Below are 17,554 nucleotides of genomic sequence, written 5' to 3'. Positions count from 1 at the left end.
TCCCGGCAGGCTGGACCCGCCAAGTCTAGAGGGGCGGCCGGGGCGGACAAAGGGCACTCAGTTGTGCCGGGAGGCACCAGGGAGGCCAGCCTGGCACCAGTTCAGAGCCGGAACAGGTCGGCCAGGATGTCCTGCTTGGAGGTCTTGAAGACGGGCTTGCGGTCGGCGTTGAAGACCAGGCAGTTGCCGGGGCTGTCGGCGTCGATCAGGGAGCAGCCTTGCGCGATATAGCTGCGGGCGCCGACATGGCAGTCGCCGATGATGGCGCTGCCCGGATACATCACGATGCCCTCCTCGAGCACGGGGGCCGCGCCATGGTTCTTGCCGACCGTGCAGTTCTGGTAGATCGCGAAATATTCCGGGTATTTGAGCCGCACCAGCACGATGCCCAGCGAATGGCCGACGAAGAAGCGTTCGGGCAGGTCGGTGTCGTAGAAGCAGTGGAAGCCGTTCAGCGTCTTGTTGAGATAGAACAGCTTGGTCGCGAGCGTCGCGTCCTGCCGGTTGCGCCAGACCGTGTTGGCGAGATAGGCCAGGAAGATCGTGTTCTGCTCGGAATGGAGATAGTGGAAGCGATCCTGCGGCCACATCTTCACGGCGTTGATACAGCGGTTGAGCCGGCCCAGCGCCTCGCCCAGGTCGCGCGCGATGCCGGCGCGGGTCTCGGCGCCGTCCGGGAAGAAATGATCGAGCTGGCGGGCCAGATAGTCGGCCAGCCCGTCGCGCGTGATGCCGGCGAGCTCCATGGCGCCTCAGGCCGCGCCAAGGGTGGGCTTCTGGCGCATCATGGCGGGCAGCCGGTCGTGGAGGAATTTGGGGCGCAGGTCGAAATCCTCGACAATGGCCGAGACGTCGATTGTCGGCGCCTCTTCGCCGGAAGACAGCCGCGTGGCGACCAGTTGCCAGCCGGTCAGGCGGAAGAGCAGCTTGAAGAGGTCCGCATTGGCGACGTTGGCGCCGCTGGCGACATTATAGAGCGGCCGCCGGCCGCGTTCGGCAATGGCGAGCAACAGCGGCAGCACATCCTCGATATGGACATAGTCGCGCGCCGCGTCGGGGCTCACATCCATTTCAAGCGGGCCGCCCTGCCGGGCGGCGAGGATCGCGCGATGCAGGAAGATGTCGGCTTCGAGATCTTCGGCGTAAACGCAGGAAAGCCGCACGGCGCGGACATTCTTGCGCCCCGCGGTCTGGCAGAGATTCTCGCCCAGCGCCTTGCTCAGATCGTAGAGATGGCGCGGCTCGTTGGGATTGAGCTCGAGCGTGTCCTCCTCGTTCCCGACCGGGCCGCCGCTGTCATAGAGCCGGGTCGAGGAGAGATAGGTCATGCTCTCGAAGGCGGCCTCCTTGAGCAGCCGCGCGAACAGCGTGACATGGGCTTCGACGGTATCGAGGGGCCGCTTCAGGAAGTCGTTGGTGAGGCCCGCGCAATAGAAGACATGGCCCAGCGGCCGCGAGAACAGGGCAGGACTGCCTTTCTCGGGCGTGAAGGGGGCCACCTTGCGCGTCCGGGTCAGGTAACGCGTCAGATGCGAGCCGATGAAGCCGTGGGGGCCGACTACGGTGTACATACCGCCTCGGGCATGCTGGCGAGATGGGGCAGCGCGAGATCGCGCGCCGAGATGATGCGCGCGCGGGCCTGCGGCCATTTGATCGCCAGGGTGGGATCGTCCCAGCGCAGGCCCCGCTGCAGGTCGGGACGGAAATTGGCGGCGATCTGGTAGAAGACTTCGGAATCGGGCCCGAGGCTCTGATAGCCATGGGCGAATCCGGCCGGCGCATAGACCAGGCGGCGGTTGTCCTGGTTGAGCTCGGTCCCGAACCATTGCCGGTAGGTCGGCGAGCTCCGCCGCAGATCGACGATCACGTCGAAGATCCGGCCGCGAGTGCAGCGGATGAGCTTGGTCTCCGGCTCCTCGTCGGCCTGGTAATGCAGGCCGCGCAAGGTGCCGGGCAGCTTGTTGAAGGAGGTGGCGCAGTGGTCGAACTCGGTCGCCAGCCCGCGCTCGCGGAACTCCTTGACCGACCAGGTGCGCGCGAACAGCCCGCGCTCGTCGCGGTAGGGCTCCGGATCGATCAGATAGGCGCCGGCGAGGCCGATCTCCTGAAAGATCATGGCCGCACGGCGAGACGCGGAATCGCGGTCACGAAGCGCCCGCCCCATTCGCGGATATGACCCATCGACTGCTCGATCTCCGGTGCCAGGTTCCAGGGCAGGATCAGCACATAGTCGGGCCGGGTCTGCGCCAGCATATCGGGCGCATGGACCGGGAGCCGGCTGCCAGGCAGATAACGGCCCTGCTTGTGCGGGCTCAGATCGACGACATAGTCGAGCAGATCGCCGCCGATGCCGCAGCAATTGAGGAGCGTGTTGCCCTTGGCCGCGGCGCCGTAGCCGACGACATGCTTGCCCGATTCCTTGGCATCGATCAGGAAGCGCAGCAGCTCGCGCTTCACCTTCGCGGTGCGCTCGGCAAAGCCGCGATAGGCCGAGATGTCGATGATGCCGGACTTGGCCTCTCGCTGGCGCAACGCGACGACGGCGGCGCTCGGGAGCGCCGTGCCGCGATGCTGCGCATAGATCCGCAGCGAGCCGCCATGGGTCGGCAGCTCCTCGACGTCGGTCACTGTCAGGTCGTGCGCCGCCAGCACCTTCTCGGCGGTGGTCAACGAGAAATAGGAGAAGTGCTCGTGATAGATGGTGTCGAACTGGCAATCCTCGATCAGCCGCAGCAGATGCGGGAATTCGAGGGTGAGCGTGCCGGTCGGCTTGAGCGCGATCGCGAGGCCTGCCGTGAAATCGTTGAGATCGGGCACATGCGCGAAGACATTGTTGCCGATCAGGAGGTCGGCCTGACGGCCCTCGCGCACCAGCTGACGCGCGGTCTCGCGGCCGAAGAACAGGCTGACGGTCGCGATCCCGCGGCCGCGCGCGACGGCGGCGACATTCTCCGCCGGTTCCACGCCCAGGACCGGGATGCCGGCGCCACGGAAATATTGCAGCAGATAGCCGTCATTGCTGGCGATCTCGACGACCTGGCTCTCGGCCCCGAGCTTGAAGCGCTCGATCGCATGGGTCGCATAACGCCGGGCATGATCGAGCCAGCTCTGGGAGAAGGAGGAGAAATAGGCGTAATGGCCGAAGATCTCGTCGGGCGTCTGGAACGCCTCGAGCTGGACCAGGAAGCAGCGCTCGCAGACATGCGCCTTGAGCGGGAAGGTCGCTTCCATGCGGCCCAGCGCCGCCGCGTCGAGATAGGCGTTCGAGGGCGGCTGGGCGCCCAGATCCACGAACAGATGGGCCAGCGGCGAGCCGCAGAAGCGGCAGCTGGGCAGGCTCTCCGGGGCAGAGCGCGGGTCGCGCTTCGCCTTCAGTCGCATCGAGCTAGGCAGCATCGGCATATTCCTCGATCTGGTCGAGTGACAGGCGTCGCATGGGGCGATCGCCGAGTTGGGCGCGGTACCAGGGGACGGTGCGCTGCAGCGCTTCCTCGACATTCCAGCGCGTGCGCCAGCCGAGCTGGCTCGCCGCCTTGTCGGCATTGACCGCGAGCAGCTGCTCCTCGAACGGTGCGTCCTGGCGGTTCTCGAGATGCCAGGCGGCGCCATGTCCCCAGAGTTTCGTCATCTGGTCGGCGATCCAGGCGACCGACTTGTTGTCGTCGTGATTGGGCCCGAAATTCCAGCCGCCGGCATTTACCTCGGGCTGCTCGACCAGGCGCTCGGCCAGGGTCAGGTAGCCGCAGGCGGCCTCCAGCACATGCTGCCAGGGGCGCGTCGCGTTGGGATTGCGGATCCGCAGCGCATTGCCGGCCTCGAAGGCGCGCACGGCGTCGGGTACCAGCCGGTCCAGCGCCCAGTCGCCGCCGCCGACGATGTTGCCCGCGCGCGCCGTGGCGATCGCCGGGCCGTTGGTGCCGAAATAGGAATGGCGATAGGCCTCGACGACGATTTCGGCGCAGGCCTTGCTGGCGCTGTAGGGCTCGCGCCCGCCGAGCGGATCGTCCTCGTGATAGCCGCGCTTGAGGCCGCGGTTGAGATAGACCTTGTCGGAGGTGACCGCCACGACCGCCTGGACGCTGTCGACTCCGCGCAGGGCCTCGAGCAGGTTGACCGTGCCCATGACGTTGGTGGCGAAGGTCTCGACCGGGGTCGCGTGGGCCTGGCGCACAAGCGCCTGGGCCGCGAGATGGATCACGATCTCGGGCCGCGCCACACGCACGGCGCTCTCCAGCATGGTGCGGTCGCCGAGATCGGCAATGTTGGAGATCAGGTCGCGCTCGAGCTCGAGCGAGGCGAACAGCGACGGTGTCTGGGATGTCAGCGCATAGCCGGTGACCTTGGCGCCCATATGGGCGAGCCACAGGCTGAGCCAGCCGCCGGTGAAGCCGGTATGGCCGGTGACCAGAACGCGCCGGTTGCGCCAGAAGTCGGGATCTAGGCGCTGAGCCGATTGCCGCTGCATTCCTGCCAGACCTGCCAGGGCGCATTGCCCTTGGCCCACATCTCGTTGAGGAGACACATCTCGCGATAGGTGTCCATGCATTGCCAGAAGCCGCCATGCTGGTAGACGGCGAGTTCCTGGCGCTGGGCCAGCATCTCGAGCACGCCCGCCTCGAGCGGCAGATTGTCGTCGGGACCGATGCTGTCGAAGGCGCGCTTCTCGAACACCATGAAGCCGCCGTTGATCCAGCCTTCGGTGACCTGCGGCTTCTCCTGGAACGACCTGACGAGCCCGCCGCCGATGGCGAGCTCGCCGAAGCGGGAGGAGGGATGGACCGCGGTCACGCTGGCCGCGCGGCGCTGCCGGCGGTGATGGGCCAGGAGCGCGTTCAGATCGACATCGGCGAGGCCGTCGCCATAGGTCGCGAAGAAGCTGTTGCCGCGCACGAATTTGAGGGCGCGCCGCAGGCGCTGGGCAGTCTGGGTCTCGGCCCCCGTCTCGGCCAGCACCACGCGCCAATCCTCGGTCTCGCCGGCGGTCAGCGTCTCGAGCGCGCCGCTGCCGAGGTCGACCGCGAAATCGCTGTTGCGCATCCGGTAGTTCAGGAAATAGTCGCGGATCATGTCGCCGCGATAACCCAGGCAGAGCACGAAGTTACGCACGCCGAAATGGCGATAGAGCTTCATGATGTGCCAGAGGATCGGCCGCCCTCCGATCTCGACCATGGGCTTGGGCTTGAATTCGGTTTCCTCGCGCAGGCGCGTGCCCTGGCCCCCGCACAGGATCACGGCGGTCATGTCGGCGACCCCGCTCGTCGGGCGGTCGAGCCGTTCGATCGGTTCGGCGGGAGGGTCGCTGGCGCGCATCATCTCTTCCACGGTCGGCTTGGCGCCCATGGTCCACGCCCTCCCTTAAAATCGCCTTAACCTTAAGCGTTTCTGACCGGACTCCCGGCCGCTTACGCGGCGGCCTGGGCCGAGCCGATGGCCTGGCGGACGGGGTAGGTCGGGTTGGACAGCACCACCTGGCGCGCGACGTGCCGGCGCGTGTCCATCAGCACCGGGGCCCGCAGATTGGCCGAGAGCTCGACCAGGTCGCCGACCGTGCGCACGGTCACGATCAGCATCAGCTGCAAGTCGTCCAGCGGGATCGCGATCGCGGTGCAGGCGTCGGCCAGGTCGGCCTTCAGCACCGGCCCGCCGTCGGTGGGGCAGGGCATGACGATGAAGGACAGGTCCGCGTCCTCCAGGCTCTGCATCAGGCGGAACTGGGTGAGCTTGGGGTTCGGAACCGTCAGCAGGGCAAAGCGCCGATGCTGCGTGAAGCCGAGCGGGCCCTGCGGCATCTCGATCACGTCTTCCCAGCGCCCGGCGATCGGGCCGAAGCGGGTCGCGACGGTGAAATCGCCGGCGATCGCTGCGGGGTTCGTCGCGTCGGTGGCGAGAGCGGCTTCGGGGGCGGTCATGGCGGGGTCTCCTTCGTCTATCGGGCCAAGTCTGATTCTTGATGCGGATGCTATTTCAGATAGTTCAGCAGGCTGAGCTGCGAGATCTGCGAGAGCGTCATGTAGGAGGCCTGCAGCTGCGTCGTGTAGCTGCTGACCTGGGTCAAGGTCTGGGCGACGTCGACGGTCTTGACGTCGGCGATGCCCTGCGTGAGATAGATCTGGAAGTCGCTATGGCGGCTGTTCGCCTGGTCGATGCTGCTGCGCGAGGTGCCGATCTGCGCCTGGATATCGGCGATGTCCTGCGTCAGGGGCAGGGTGCCGCGGGCGGCGTTGCCGGATTCGGTGCCCAGCGCCGTGTTGATGAGCGACAGCGCCGTCTCCATCTCGTCCTGGCTGGGCGTCGGGCCGGCGGTCTGGATGTAGTTGGCCGCGCGCAGCAGATATTCGAAGGCGGGATTGTCGGCGGTCACGCCGTATTTGATATTCAGGCTGGTGTCGATGTCGGCCGACATCACCTGGGAATCGCCCTTGTAGTACTCCGCCGTGTAGGTCGGCAGCGGCAACGTCAGAGGCGGCGTCAGGGTCGGCGGCGTGCTCCAGCCATTGAGGTCGACCGGCTTCACGTCGGTGCGCGAGCCGGCGAAGAGATAACGGCCATCGACCTGCACATTGAGCAGGTTGGCGACCTGCTGGCGGAAATTCGCCGCCTCGGTGTCGATCGACAGGTCGCCGGCGTTGTTGTTGTTTTCGGCGTTCAGCAGCAGCGTGCGGAAATTGGTGGCGGCCTTGAAGATGTCCGAGACGCTCGACTCCATGGTGGTCAGGCGGCTGTCGATGCTGGCGTTCGTCTTGACGTACTGCGCCGTCTGGTCCTGCGCGACCTGCAGGCTGATGAGCTGATGCGCGTCGGCGGCGATGCCGGAGTAGGTCTGCGCCTTCTGCCCGCTCGAGGCCTGGATCTGCAGGTCGGCCAGCCGCTGCTGCACGCCCAGGGTCTGGGACTGCAGGAAGTTGTTGAGGGCGTAATTGGAGACGCGTGTCATGATTTGTCTACTCCCCGTCCTCAGCCGTTTCCGAGGTTGATCAGGACGTCGAACATCTGCGACACCGTCGTCATGATCCGGCCCGATGCCGCATAAGCGTTCTGCAGCACGATCATGTTCGACAGTTCCTCGTCGGTGTTGACCCCGCTCTCGGAGCCGAAGCGGCTCTCGATCTGCGACTTCAGGGACTCGGTGAAGGAATGGTCGTTGTCGACCTGCGCCGCCGCGCTGGCATTCTGCGACAGGATATTGGCGGCATAGTCGGCGAAGCTGGTGGACGCGGCCGGCAGATTGCCGGTGGCGGCGAAGGCGGTGCCGGTGGTGAGCTTGGCGGCGAGCGCGGTGACCACGCTGGAATCGCCGGCGCCGACATACCAGTTGAGCGCGGCGTCCTGCTGCAGGGCGCCGCGCGACAGCAGGCTGGGGTTGGTCTGGATGTCGTCGCGCACCTTGATCACGGCCGCGAGATCGACGCCGGTGGGGTCGGTGCCGACGAAGAAATCGTTGAGGTGCAGGTAATCCGAGAGGTTGGTCGTCGCGGCCCCGCCGCCGGGATCGACCGTGCCGCCGGTGATGGCGACGCCATAGGTGCCGCCATTGAGCATCACGGTGCCGGCATTGTTGCTGGCCGAGGCGCCGACGCCGAAGCCCGACAGCACGGTATTGAAGGCGGCCGCGAAGCCGGCGGCATCGAGCGTGCCGGGCGCCGGCAGGGCGCCGGAGAAGGCGGCGGTACCGTCCGGATTGAGCAAGGTCACCGTGACCGTGCCGGTGAGCGAGGCGGCGTTGCCGGTCTGGGGCCGGCTGCTGGTCAAGGTCGTGGGCGCCGGGAGGCCGGTGCCCTGGTTGTGGATCTTGTTGACCTCGTCGCGGAGACCGGTCGCGAGCTGGTTGATCTCGGCCGTCATGTTCGGCAACGTCGTGTCGCGCAGATCGACCAGGGCCGCGATCTTGCCGGAGCCGATCTCGTCGGTGATGTCGGCACCGTTGACCGTGATCCCGTCGATGCCGCCGGGATAGGTCACGGCCGCCTGCAGCGAAGAGGCCGGCGTGTGAACGAGCAGCGAGGGATTGCCGTCCAGCAGGGTCCGCCCGGCCTTGGTGAAGATCACCATCTCACCGTTGTCGCGGGTATAGGTCGAGACATCCATCTGCTCGGAGATCTTGGACACCGCGAGGTCGCGCTGATCTTCCAGATCGCCGGTCTCGATGCCGCGCAACTTGGCCGCCACGATCTGCTCGTTGAGCTTGTCGATCGTCTGCAGCTGCGTGTTGACGATGCCGACCGCATCGGAGATCTGCGAGTCGGCCTCCTGGCGCAGCTGCTGCGTGTTGGCCGACATCGAGTTCAGGTTCTGCGCGGTGCGCTGGGCGTTGGTCACCACGTCGAGGCGCAGCGACACGCTTTCCGGGTTGGTCGTCAGCGCCGTCATCGAGGTCGAGAAATCCGACATCATCGCGGCCAGCGAGCTGTTCGAATCGGGCGAGCCGAACATGTCCTGCATCCGCTGATAGAACTGCTGGCGGACGTCGAGGCCGTTGAAATCGGAGGTGGTGTTGCGCAGCTGGACCTGGAGCGCCTGATCGACATAGCGGTCGATCGAGCCCATCTGCACGCCGGCACCCGTACCCGCGATCACCCGGCTCTGCAGCTCGGCGATCTTGCGCGTATAGCCCGGCGTGTTGGCGTTGGTGATGTTGTTCGACAGCACCCGCATCGCAGACTGGTTCGTCTGCAGGCCGGTCAGCGCGGTATAGAGCGAGCTGGTGAGGGACATGATGCTGTCTCCCTCAGAGCCGCTGATCGATGGTCACGGCCGAGACCGTGCCGGCGCGGCGGTACGGCGCCGCCGGCGGCTTGGCGCCGCGGCCGGTATAGCCCACGGGCTTGCCGCGGCCGGTCTCGATCGCGTCGACCATGGCGGTCAGGATGCGCTCGTTGACCGCCTTGGCGGCGCGCAGCGCGCGCTCGTTCCTGGCGACGCAGAGCTGGAGATGCTGGGCCGCCGCCGTCAGGCCCTGCAGCCGCGCAGGCTCGATCTTGCCCAGCGTGACCTGGTTTTCCTTGAGCTGCTTCATCTCGGTCTCATAGGCCAGGGTGAGGCGGCTCTTCTCGCGCTGGAGCTCGGCCAGGGCCGCGACCTGGCGCTGGCTCAGCAGCACCGTCTCGCGCTCGAGGCAGTCGGCGAGCTTCTGCGTCAGCAGCAGCAACGCATCGAGGCGGTCGTTGATCTTCATGGCTTCTGGGCCTCCTGCATCCGCAGGATCTCTTTCTGCACCATGTCGGCGATGCCGATGCCGCCGGTCTTGGCGGTCTGCTTGCCGTATTCCTGGAACAGCATCGAACGGAACACCTTCTCGCCCTGGCCGCCGCCGAACATGGAGTCCGGTTCGACGTCCTGGAACATCTGCTCGAAGGTCTGCGAGAGATAGAAGGCCTCGAAATTCTCGGCCGCCGCGCGCGCCTTGGCGGCGTCCGCGGTCTTGGCCATGCTGGGCGCGCGCGGTGCGGCCAGCTGGGCGTAGTCCGAGGCGGTGGCGGCGAGGCTGGTCATTACCGCACCTCGATATCGGCCTGGAGGGCGCCCGCGGCCTTGATCGACTGCAGGATCGAGATCATGTCGCGCGGGCCGATGCCCAGCGCGTTGAGGCCGTTCACCAGTTCCTGCAGCGTCACGCCGGCCGGCACCACGGCAAGCTTCTGGCCGTTCTGCTCGTCGACCTGGATGTTGGTGCGGGGCACCGTGGTGGTGGTGCCGGTGTTGGAGAAGGCATTGGGCTGCGAGACCTGCGGCGTCTCGGTGACGCGGATCGTCAGGTTGCCCTGGGCGATGGCGACGGTGCTGATGCGCACATTCGCACCCATCACGATGACGCCGTTGTTCTCGTCGATCACGACCTTGGCGACCTCGTCCGGCTCGACCGGGAGCTGCTCGATCTTGGTGAGCAGGGCGACCGTGTCGCCGTTGAAGGTCGGCGGGATCGTCACCTGGACCGTGGTGGGGTCGAGCGGCCGCGCGGCGTCGAGGCTGAGATAGCCGTTGATGGCGTCGGCGACGCGCTGGGCGGTCGTCAGGTCGGGGTTGCGCAGCGTGATCTTCACGTTCTGCATGCTGTTCATGGCGAACCCGACCTCGCGCTCGATGATCGCGCCATTGGCGATCCGGCCGCTGGTGGGAACGCCCTTGGTGACGGTGCTGGCGTCGCCGCTGGCGGTGTAGCCGCCGATGGCGACCGGCCCCTGAGCCACGGCATAGACCTCGCTGTCGGCGCCGAGCAGCGGCGTCACCAGGAGCGTGCCGCCCTGGAGGCTGTTGGCGTCGCCCAGGGCCGCGATCTGGATGTCGATCCGGGTGCCCTGGCGGCCGAAGGGCGGCAGGGCGGCGGTGACCATGACGGCGGCCACATTCTTGGTATCGAGCTTGGTGTCGCGCGCATTGACGCCGAGGCGCTCGAGCATGCCGATCAGGCTTTCGCGCGTGAACACCGACTTCTTGAGGTCGTCGCCGGTCCCGTTGAGGCCGACCACCAGGCCGTAGCCGACCAGCTGGTTGTCGCGAACCCCCTCGAAATCGGCGATGTCCTTGATCCGGGAGGTGGCAAAGGCCGAGACGGGCAGCAGCAGGACCGCCACCAGCATCAGGCCAGCCATGAGCAGGGGCATCCCACGGCGGCGGCGCTCGAAGAAGCGGCGCGCGGCAGGCGGGGCGGAGATCGAGCAGGTAATGGGTCCCATCATAGCGCCGAAACTCTAGCGCGAGCCGTGCCAACTGCCTGTCAGGCCCGCCGGCCGCCGGTTTCGGCGGTTTCCGGCCGTTCCGGCGAGCCCTGGCCCCGGCAAATTCTGCCGCGACGGCCGGCAGGAGATGCCGGGCTTAAAGGCTTGTTTACCGAGCTGCCGGTAGCGTTTGCCCATGGATTCAAGGCAACGCTCCCGGAAGCCGCAGGGCCTCACGACATGAAGATCGACACCGGTGCTCCGGTCCGGTCGGCCTCGGCGTCGCGCCTGCGCGGCGGTGCTGCGGCGCGTTCGGGCGTCGGCTTTGCCGAGCTGCTGTCGGAACCGGCGGCACCCAAGACGGTGACCGGGGCGGCGCCCCTCAACGGGGCCGATGCCATGCTGGCCCTGCAGGAAGTGGCCGACGCCACCGAGCGGAACCGCAAGGCCCGCGAGCGCGGCAACGCGATGCTGGACCGGCTGGAGGCGATCCGGGTCGGGCTCCTGGACGGGGTGGTTTCGAGCGAAACCATCGCCGAATTGGGCAAGCTGGTCCGGGACCGGCGCGACGGGGCGGGGGATCCGCGACTCGCCGGACTCCTGGACGAGATCGAGCTCCGGGCCGCCGTCGAGCTGGCCAAGCTTGAACAGAGCGCCAAGCCGTAAAAAAATCTTCTTAATTCTCAATGGTCTACGGAGTCGCATCCCGCCGCCTGGGGCTTGCTTGGGGCGTCGAAATTCATATACTCCCCACCGCTTCACGGTCGTGGCCGTCGATGCCGCTGGACCAACCTCCGGGGAGCGCGCATGCGCATGAATGAGAAGAGCCCTTCGATGAACGAACGAGTGATGCCGATGCGGCCCCTGCTGCCGCCGGACTACCGGCCTACCGAGAAAGAACCGTTCATGAATCCGATGCAGCTCGAATATTTCCGCCAGAAGCTTCTGGGCTGGCGCGCGGAGCTGCTTCAGGAGTCGACCGAAACCCTTCAACACCTCCAGGAAGAGAGCCTGGCCGAGCCCGACATGGCCGACCGTGCCTCGCTCGAGACCGATCGTTCGCTGGAACTGCGGACGCGCGACCGCGAGCGCAAGCTGATTGCCAAGATCGACGAGGCGCTGCGGCGCATCGAGGACGGCAGTTACGGCTTCTGCGAGGAGACCAACGAGCCCATCAGCCTGCGCCGGCTGGAGGCCCGTCCGATCGCGACCCTGTCGATCGAGGCGCAGGAGCGCCACGAACGCATGGAGCGCACGCACCGGGACGACTGAGGGCCCGACGCCCGGCGGGGTCATCGCGACCTGCCGGGCCTGGGTGCGGAATGCGAATGTGACAACGGGCCACCCGCGAGGGTGGCCCGTTGCATTTGCGGTCCGAGGCGCACGCATACCTGCTGGCCGCCTGCGGTATCCGCCGGTTCTACATGAACCCGAGGGCAAGGTCGGACCCGCTTCTCGCGCCGCGGGTCCGTGAATCTTGCCCTCCAACATTTGGCTCAAGGTCGGACCCGCTTCTCGCGCCGCGGGTCCGTGAATCTTGCCCTCCAACATTTGGCTCAAGGTCGGACCCGCTTCTCGCGCGGCGGGTCCGTGAATCCTGTCCTCCAACATCTGGCTCTAGAACGGGAACAGGATGTCGTAGATCTCCTGGCCGTAGCGCGGCTGCTGCTGGTCGCTGATGATGCCGCGTCCGCCATAGGAGATCCGCGCCTCCGCGATCTTCTCGTAGCCGATGGTGTTGATCGCGGTGATGTCCTCCGGCCGGATGATGCCGGCCACCTGCAGCTCGCGCACCTCGGCATTGACCTTCACCTGCTGGGTTCCCGTCAGCACCATGTTGCCGTTGGGCAGCACCTGGGTGATGACCGCCGCGACCTTCAGCGTGATGTCCTCGGTCCGGTTGATCTGGCCGTCGCCGACATGCGCGCTCTTGCTGGCGCCGTTGACGAGCTGGGTCGGGTCGATCGCGTCCGGGAAGATCATGTTGAGCTTGGATTCCAGACCCAGGAAGTTCGACAGGCCCGCCGATTCGTTGGCATCCTTGCTGAAGTCGGTCGTGTTGTTGAGCTTCGCGTTGTCCTTGATCTCGACCAGCACCGTCAGGATGTCGCCGACCCGGCTGGCACGCTGATCCTTGAAGAAGGCGCGGCTGCCCGGGCGCCACAGCGAGTTGGCCTGGCGCTCGTCGACCCCGGGGGCCGGCATCGGCAGGCTCACGGGCTGATAGCCCGCGGCTTGCGTGGGGTTCTGGATCGGGGCGACCTGGGGGGTGTCGCCGACATCCGCGAGCCGCTCCAGCGTACGGCAGCCGGGCAGCGAGCCCATGGCGAGGCCGAGGCAGAGCAGGGAAACGAGAGTCCGAGGACGAAACATGGGTCAGTCTCCAATCAAGGCGCCGAAACCAGCCGGCAGGAGTTTGCGATCGGCGCGGGTTCGGGCGGTCATTCGGTCGAGGTCGGCGACGTCACGCTCACGCGCGAGGAACTGACGACGATGGCGTCGAGGGTGCGGTTGCTCTGGGTGTTGACGACCCGGATGGACTCGCCGATGGCACCGTTCTGCAGCGCCTTGCCCTGGATGGTGAGCGTCATGTTGCCCTGTTCCAGGGCGACGGTGATCAGGCTGCCCTTGGTGATGGCGATGGCCTGGATCAGGTCGCCCGAGCGGACCGGCTGCTGCGCCTTGATCGGACGGCGTGGCGTCTTTCCGGTGAGGTCGGCGAGCTCGGTGATCACGCCCAGCCCGACCCGGTCGGCCGGCATGGTGATCCAGGCGACGTCGGCCTCGGTGATGGTGTCGCCGGGCGAGATGCGCCGGTTGAGGACCGGCACGTCGATCATGCTGTAGGCGCGGCCGGTGATGGTGGCCGTCGCCTCCGCCGGGCCGAAGGCCGGGGCGGCAATCGCGGCGGCGAAACGGCCGCTCGAGGGATCGTAGGTCATGGTCTGGACCGCGACCGTGGGCTCGGCGTTCGTCGGCAGCATCAGGCGCGGACCCTCGCCGTCGAAGGCGATGTCGAAATCGCCGCTGAGGCCGCGGGCATTGAGCGCCTGGAGCAGGGCGACCTTGACGGTGCCGGGCTCGATCGCGATGCCGCTGCGGGTCACGCGCACCTGGTCGAACCGCGTCTCCGGCTGCCAGGGCAGCGCCACCTGGCGCGCCATCGCCGCCAGCCAGTTGGCATCCAGGGTGACGCTTTCGCCGGGGGCTGGGGCCTCGGCCACGGGCCGGTTCGGATCGGTGACGGCGCCGGTGAAAAGGTCGCGCAGGCGGATCAGATGGTCGTCGACCTCGACCTCGTTGCGCAGCGACAGGCCGGCGGAGGCGGTCTGCGGCGCAGCGACGGCGTCGTCGGCCCAGGCCGGCCCGGTCGTGCCGATCAGCAGCGCCAGCATCAGGAAAATGGACCGCAAGCGGTTGGCGATCATGGCGAGAGCGCCCCTTAGCGCAGCTGGGTGAGAGTGCCCATCATCTGGTCGGAGGCCTGGATCACTTTCGAGTTCATCTCGTAGGCGCGCTGCGCCGTGATCAGGTCGGTGATCTCGGAGACCACGTTCACGTTCGAGGTCTCGAGGAAGCCCTGCTGGATCGTGCCGAAGCCTTCGGTGCCGGGCGTGGCCGTGATCGGCCCGCCCGAGGCCTGCGTTTCCAGGAACAGGTTGTCGCCGATGGCCTCGAGGCCGGCCTCGTTGGGGAAGGTCGCCAGCTCGAGCTGACCCAGATTCTGCGGCGCCACCTGCCCGTCCAGCGTGGCGAACACCTCGCCGCTGGAATCGACCGTGATCGCCACCGCATCGTCGGGGATGGTGATGCCGGGCAGCACGGTGTAGCCGTCGGGGGTCACGATGGTGCCGTCGGAGCTGCGCTGCAGCGCGCCGGCGCGGGTGTAGGCGGTGTCGCCGTTGGGCAGCTCGACCTGGAAATAGCCCTTGCCGGAAATGGCGAGGTCGAGCGGGTTGTCGGTCACCTGCATGTTGCCCTGCTCGGTGATGCGATAGACCGCGGTCGGCTTCACGCCGACGCCGATCTGGACGCCCGAGGGCACGATCGTGCCGCTGTCGGAGGACTGCGAGCCGACGCGACGATAGTTCTGATAGAGCAGATCCGCGAACTCGGCCCGGCGGCGCTTGAAGCCGGTCGTGCTCAAGTTGGCGATATTGTTGGAGATCACGTCGACATTGAGCTGCTGAGCCAGCATACCCGTCGCGGCGATACTCAATGAGCGCATGATGCTACTTCCTCATCCGTAATCCGGTTACGCCCCGCCGACAATTCCGGTGATCGCCTTGCGGATGCGATCATGCTCGGACTGCACGAGTTGCTGGGCGGCTTCGTAGTTGCGGCTGACCGACATCATGTGGGTCAGCTCGACGATCGGCTGGACGTTCGACTGCTCGAGCGCGCCCTGGACCAGATGCGCGTTGGCGACCGGCGTCGGCGTCACCTGGGGTGCGGCCTTGTAGAGGCCGGCGGCTTCTTCCTGGAGCGTCTGGGGATCGGCGAAATTGACCACGCGAAGCTTGCCGATGGTCGTCGTCTGGGGCGAGCCCGGCTGCTTGACCGAGACGGTGCCGTCCTCGGCCACGGTCACGTCGATGGCATCCTGGGGCACGCTGATCGGCCCGCCGTCGCCCTGGATGGGCGCGCCGTCGGCCGAGACCAGCTGCCGGTTCGCGTCCATCTCGAAATGGCCCTTGCGGGTATAGCGCGTGCCGTTGGGCGTGCTCACCACGAAGAAGCCGTCGCCATGGATGGCAATATCGAGCGGATTGCCGGTCGAGGTCAGCGGGCCTTCGCTCCAGTCGCGCGGCATCGCCGCGTCCTGCACGTAGGAGAGCTTGGTCCCGTCCTTGGCGCGATCGAGATATTCCTGAAAACGGACCGTCTGCCCCTTGAAGGCAGGCGTGGTCACGTTCGCGAGGTTGTTCGCGATCACGTCCATCTCTCGGGTCAGGGACATCTGGCGCGAGAGCGCGATGTAGCCGGCGTTTTCCATCGACCGTCCGGTGGTATGAAACCTTCCGCCCGCGCCCCCCGACCGAAAGCGGAACGGGGGCCACTGGCGCGAAGGACCATGCAGCCATCGTGCCAGTCGCGTTTTCGGCGCATTTACCGGAGTGAACGCCGGATTGACGGCACTCCTTGGGGATGAGAACAGGAAAATTCTGCCGATCGGGCAGGGCAAGGATGCTCCGCCTTAGCCCTATGTTAACCGCGTCTGCCTAGGGTGACCCGGTCAACGAGTTCACGGCGGGTTCACCGAATGGCCAAGGCTCCACAACCCAAGGGGAAAACCCCCGAGGCCGAAGAAGCGCAGGACGCGGCCGCCGGTGCGGAAGCGCCGAAAAAGAAGAAGTTCAGCGGCAAGAAACTGGTCCTGTTCGTCGTCCTCCCGGTGCTTCTGCTGGGCGGCGGCGGTGCCGCGGCCTTCTTCATGGGATTGCTGGGCGGCGCCAAGACCGAAGAGGCGGCGCATGCCGAAGCGCCGGCCGAGACCGGCCCCTCCGTCTATTACGAGATGCCGGAGATGCTGGTGAACCTCGTCACCACCGGCAAGAAGCCGAGCTACCTGAAGCTCAAGGTCAGCCTCGAGCTGAAGGACGAGGAAGCCTCGAAGCAGGTCGACGCGGTGCTGCCGCGCGTCGTCGACAGCTTCCAGGTCTATCTGCGCGCGCTGCGGGTCGAAGACCTGCAGGGCTCCGCGGGCATTCTCCGCCTGCGCCAGGAACTGCTAACACGCGTCGCCGACGCGGCCAAACCGACCGAAGTGCGCGACGTGTTGTTCAAGGAAATGCTGGTCCAGTAAGACCGCGGGAAACATGGCCGAACCCAACGAAAATACGGACGCCCCCGCGGGCGACGAAGAGCTTTCCGAGGAAGAGAAGGCGGCTGCGGCCGCGTGGGAGAACATGGCGGAGGAGGAGCCCGAAGCTCCCGGCGCCACCACCCGTTCCGCCCGCGTCCTCGACCAGAACGAGATCGACAGCCTGCTGGGCATCAGCGGCGGCGGCGGCGGTGCCGCGGCCGAATCCGGCATCCAGGCGATCGTCAACAGCTCGATGGTCTCCTACGAGCGCCTGCCGATGCTCGAGGTGGTGTTCGACCGCCTCGTGCGCATGATGTCGACGAGCCTGCGCAATTTCACCTCGGACAATGTCGAGGTCTCGCTCGACAGCATCAGCTCGATCCGCTTCGGCGACTATCTCAACTCGATCCCGCTGCCCGCGATGATGGGCGTGTTCAAGGCCGAGGAATGGGACAATTACGGCCTGCTGACGGTCGACAGCTCGCTGACCTATTCGATCGTCGACGTGCTGCTCGGCGGCCGGCGCGGCACGGCCGCGATGCGGATCGAGGGACGTCCCTACACCACGATCGAGCGCAACCTGGTCGAGCGCATGATCACGCTCGTGCTGGCCGACCTCTCGACCACCTTCGAGCCGCTCTCCAAGGTCAATTTCCGCTTCGATCGGCTCGAGACCAATCCCCGCTTCGCGACGATCGCGCGCGGCGCCAATGCGGCGATCCTGGCGCGCCTGCGCGTCGACATGGAAGACCGCGGCGGCCGCCTCGAGCTGATCCTGCCCTATGCCACGCTGGAGCCGGTGCGCGAGCTCCTGCTGCAGATGTTCATGGGCGAGAAGTTCGGCCGCGATTCGATCTGGGAAGGCCATTTGACGACCGAGCTCTGGAACACCGAGATCAAGGTGGACGCCGTGCTCGACGAACTCACCATGCAGCTCGGCGACGTGATGAACTGGAAGGTCGGCACGCGCGTGGAGCTCAACACCCAGCCCAGCTCGCTCATCCATATGCGCTGCGGCGATGTTCCCATGTTCCGCGGCCAGATGGGCCGCAAGGGCAATCTGATCGCGGTCCGCATCCAGGACCGGAACCGGTAG

At 66.6% G+C, this 17,554-nt stretch carries 20 protein-coding genes; 4 read left to right on the top strand and 16 right to left on the bottom strand.

From position 1 onward, the window contains the following. Positions 1-101: 101 nt before the first annotated feature. From FRZ44_RS17770 to FRZ44_RS17715, 12 genes are all read right to left on the bottom strand, one after another. Positions 102-746 (bottom strand): LbetaH domain-containing protein, encoded by a 645-nt coding sequence (locus FRZ44_RS17770; RefSeq protein WP_225308319.1) that lies wholly within the window; start codon positions 744-746, stop codon positions 102-104. 6 nt (positions 747-752) lie between these two features. Next, positions 753-1,571, bottom strand: a complete 819-nt coding sequence (locus FRZ44_RS17765) for an NAD-dependent epimerase/dehydratase family protein (protein ID WP_191908158.1) — start codon at positions 1,569-1,571, stop codon at positions 753-755. Beyond that, complete coding sequence (gene rfbC, locus FRZ44_RS17760; protein WP_151178443.1) at positions 1,559-2,116, bottom strand: dTDP-4-dehydrorhamnose 3,5-epimerase; 558 nt, start codon at positions 2,114-2,116, stop codon at positions 1,559-1,561. The genes FRZ44_RS17765 and rfbC overlap by 13 nt, the downstream gene beginning before the upstream one ends. Then, a complete protein-coding gene (locus FRZ44_RS17755) occupies positions 2,113-3,396 on the bottom strand; it encodes a class I SAM-dependent methyltransferase (RefSeq protein ID WP_225308318.1) in 1,284 nt (427 codons plus the stop codon). Before FRZ44_RS17755 ends, rfbC begins: the two co-directional genes overlap by 4 nt. Beyond that, positions 3,386-4,465, bottom strand: a complete 1,080-nt coding sequence (rfbG, locus tag FRZ44_RS17750; RefSeq protein ID WP_151178442.1) for a CDP-glucose 4,6-dehydratase — start codon at positions 4,463-4,465, stop codon at positions 3,386-3,388. The genes FRZ44_RS17755 and rfbG overlap by 11 nt, the downstream gene beginning before the upstream one ends. Further along, the gene (rfbF, locus tag FRZ44_RS17745; RefSeq protein WP_225308317.1) at positions 4,438-5,340 is read right to left on the bottom strand and encodes a glucose-1-phosphate cytidylyltransferase; all 903 of its coding nucleotides are present in this window, start codon (positions 5,338-5,340) and stop codon (positions 4,438-4,440) included. Before rfbF ends, rfbG begins: the two co-directional genes overlap by 28 nt. Before the next feature lie 62 nt (positions 5,341-5,402). Further along, a complete protein-coding gene (gene fliW, locus FRZ44_RS17740) occupies positions 5,403-5,909 on the bottom strand; it encodes a flagellar assembly protein FliW (protein ID WP_151178441.1) in 507 nt (168 codons plus the stop codon). A 50-nt stretch (positions 5,910-5,959) separates the two neighbouring features. Then, the gene (locus FRZ44_RS17735; RefSeq protein ID WP_151178440.1) at positions 5,960-6,934 is read right to left on the bottom strand and encodes a flagellin; all 975 of its coding nucleotides are present in this window, start codon (positions 6,932-6,934) and stop codon (positions 5,960-5,962) included. Between the two features lie 20 nt (positions 6,935-6,954). Then, positions 6,955-8,712, bottom strand: a complete 1,758-nt coding sequence (gene flgK / locus FRZ44_RS17730; RefSeq protein WP_151178439.1) for a flagellar hook-associated protein FlgK — start codon at positions 8,710-8,712, stop codon at positions 6,955-6,957. Between the two features lie 13 nt (positions 8,713-8,725). Continuing rightward, positions 8,726-9,172, bottom strand: a complete 447-nt coding sequence (locus FRZ44_RS17725) for a flagellar export chaperone FlgN (RefSeq protein WP_151178438.1) — start codon at positions 9,170-9,172, stop codon at positions 8,726-8,728. Next, positions 9,169-9,489 (bottom strand): rod-binding protein, encoded by a 321-nt coding sequence (locus FRZ44_RS17720; protein WP_151178437.1) that lies wholly within the window; start codon positions 9,487-9,489, stop codon positions 9,169-9,171. Before FRZ44_RS17720 ends, FRZ44_RS17725 begins: the two co-directional genes overlap by 4 nt. Further along, a complete protein-coding gene (locus FRZ44_RS17715; RefSeq protein ID WP_225308316.1) occupies positions 9,489-10,586 on the bottom strand; it encodes a flagellar basal body P-ring protein FlgI in 1,098 nt (365 codons plus the stop codon). The genes FRZ44_RS17720 and FRZ44_RS17715 overlap by 1 nt, the downstream gene beginning before the upstream one ends. A 306-nt stretch (positions 10,587-10,892) precedes the next feature. On the opposite strand from FRZ44_RS17715, the gene FRZ44_RS17710 reads away from it, so the two are divergent. After that, positions 10,893-11,318 carry a flagellar assembly protein FliX gene (locus FRZ44_RS17710; RefSeq protein WP_151178436.1) on the top strand — a complete coding sequence of 142 codons (426 nt, stop codon included), beginning with the start codon at positions 10,893-10,895 and terminating at the stop codon, positions 11,316-11,318. A gap of 189 nt (positions 11,319-11,507) precedes the next feature. Further along, positions 11,508-11,924: an RNA polymerase-binding protein DksA gene (gene dksA, locus FRZ44_RS17705; protein WP_151180344.1), complete on the top strand. Its 417-nt coding sequence runs from the start codon at positions 11,508-11,510 to the stop codon at positions 11,922-11,924. Positions 11,925-12,269: 345 nt separating this feature from the next. Here the strand turns inward: dksA and flgH are convergent, their stop codons facing one another. From flgH to flgF, 4 genes are all read right to left on the bottom strand, one after another. Beyond that, positions 12,270-13,025: a flagellar basal body L-ring protein FlgH gene (flgH, locus tag FRZ44_RS17700; RefSeq protein ID WP_151178435.1), complete on the bottom strand. Its 756-nt coding sequence runs from the start codon at positions 13,023-13,025 to the stop codon at positions 12,270-12,272. Between the two features lie 68 nt (positions 13,026-13,093). Beyond that, positions 13,094-14,080, bottom strand: coding sequence for a flagellar basal body P-ring formation chaperone FlgA (flgA, locus tag FRZ44_RS17695; RefSeq protein ID WP_151178434.1), 987 nt, complete (start codon positions 14,078-14,080; stop codon positions 13,094-13,096). A 14-nt stretch (positions 14,081-14,094) separates the two neighbouring features. Continuing rightward, on the bottom strand, positions 14,095-14,880 hold the full coding sequence (gene flgG, locus FRZ44_RS17690) for a flagellar basal-body rod protein FlgG (protein WP_151178433.1): 786 nt from the start codon (positions 14,878-14,880) through the stop codon (positions 14,095-14,097). A gap of 27 nt (positions 14,881-14,907) precedes the next feature. Then, positions 14,908-15,648, bottom strand: a complete 741-nt coding sequence (gene flgF / locus FRZ44_RS17685) for a flagellar basal-body rod protein FlgF (protein ID WP_151178432.1) — start codon at positions 15,646-15,648, stop codon at positions 14,908-14,910. A 267-nt stretch (positions 15,649-15,915) separates the two neighbouring features. Between flgF and FRZ44_RS17680 the strand changes: the two genes are divergently transcribed. Both FRZ44_RS17680 and fliM read left to right on the top strand, forming a co-directional pair. Continuing rightward, positions 15,916-16,458 (top strand): flagellar basal body-associated FliL family protein, encoded by a 543-nt coding sequence (locus FRZ44_RS17680; protein WP_151178431.1) that lies wholly within the window; start codon positions 15,916-15,918, stop codon positions 16,456-16,458. A 13-nt stretch (positions 16,459-16,471) separates the two neighbouring features. After that, on the top strand, positions 16,472-17,554 hold the full coding sequence (gene fliM, locus FRZ44_RS17675) for a flagellar motor switch protein FliM (RefSeq protein ID WP_151178430.1): 1,083 nt from the start codon (positions 16,472-16,474) through the stop codon (positions 17,552-17,554).

The organism is Hypericibacter terrae, assembly GCF_008728855.1.
Lineage (GTDB): Bacteria > Pseudomonadota > Alphaproteobacteria > Dongiales > Dongiaceae > Hypericibacter > Hypericibacter terrae.
This window is presented reverse-complemented; position numbering and strand designations above follow the sequence as displayed.